This window comes from Actinoplanes sp. NPDC048791 (assembly GCF_040650095.1).
Taxonomy (GTDB): Bacteria; Actinomycetota; Actinomycetes; order Mycobacteriales; family Micromonosporaceae; genus Actinoplanes.
Window position 1 is genome coordinate 1 of sequence record NZ_JBEZGQ010001680.1, and the last position, 1,163, is coordinate 1,163.

At 71.3% G+C, this 1,163-nt stretch carries 2 pseudogenes; one reads left to right on the forward strand and one right to left on the reverse strand.

Annotated features, from left to right (window positions below):
• Nucleotides 1-219: pseudogene (locus tag AB0C29_RS49575) on the reverse strand (hypothetical protein); the annotation flags it as partial.
• A 282-nt stretch (nucleotides 220-501) separates the two neighbouring features.
• Between AB0C29_RS49575 and AB0C29_RS49580 the strand changes: the two are divergent.
• Nucleotides 502-1,163 (forward strand): annotated as a pseudogene (locus tag AB0C29_RS49580) (hypothetical protein); the annotation flags it as partial.

Below are 1,163 nucleotides of genomic sequence, written 5' to 3' on the forward strand. Positions count from 1 at the left end.
CGGGCCCAGCCGGTGCAGGATGTGCCGCGGGTCCTCCAGCGGGTCGGCCACCGAGGTACGCCGCATCGCGATGTAGTCCGCGACGGTGGTCATCAGCTCGTCCCGCAGCTCGGGGGCGAGGTCCTCGCTCTCGCCCCAGAGCGCGGCCAGGTAGTCCAGGACGAGGACGTCCGTGTGCGCCAGCGGCGTGGTGTCGTAGTGGTGCGGTACGGACGTCATCCGGATCCCCCTGAGCAGAGTGCGACAGTGCAGTCAGCATCGCGGCGGCCCACCCCGGCGCACATCTGGCCGGGGACTGATCCCCTGGCCGGCTCTCTGTCTTTCGGCCGATCCGGTCCCGCCGTGGTGCTCAGGGCCGGTCCGGGGCGATAGTCCGTTTCGCGGATGGCCCGCGGGCCGTTCGTACGGCAGCCTGGTCCGGTGGCACACGGCGATCTTGCGAGCAATCCCGGTCAGCCCGGTTTTGCTACATCCGAGCCGTTCAGCGCCGATGCTTTCAGCATGGCCGAGGACACCCGCGCACCCGCACGCTACGTGTGGATCACCGCTGCCCTCGCCGTCGCCAGCTGGCTGTGGTACCTGCTGTTCAGCACCGTCGGCGCCGGGCACGTCGCCATCGCCTACCTGGCGGTGCCGCTGGGTGGTGTCTTCGCGGTGATCGGGCTGTTCCAGCTCTGGCGCACCGTACGCGGCGACCGCACAGCCAGCCGCTTCTGGCTCACCCTGCTCATCGCCGCCTCGTTCATGACCGCCGGTTACGTGCTGATGGCCGTCAACGCCGCCCTGTACTCGGTCGGCGACATGCCGCCGGACATGACGCTGTCCGCCGCCGGCTGTGTCGGGCTGGGCTTCGCGCTGGCCATGTGGGCCGTCGCCCGGGTGCCGGTGGGCGCGATGGATCCGGCCGAGCGCTGGCGCATGCACCTGGACCGGCTCGTCGCCTTCCTGGGCTGCGCGACGGTGCTGTGGCACTTCGGGCTCGCCCCCATGCTGACGGCCACCGAGCGCTGGGCGCCGCAGACTCTGTCGCTGGTGGGGCTGGCGTTCCTGCTGACCGTCGGCGGCATCACCAAGGTGTCGTACCTCGGTGACGGCCCGGTCGACCGGACGGCGATGCGGCTGGTCGCGGCCATGGGCCTGACCGCCGCCGGGGTGGCCGTGCT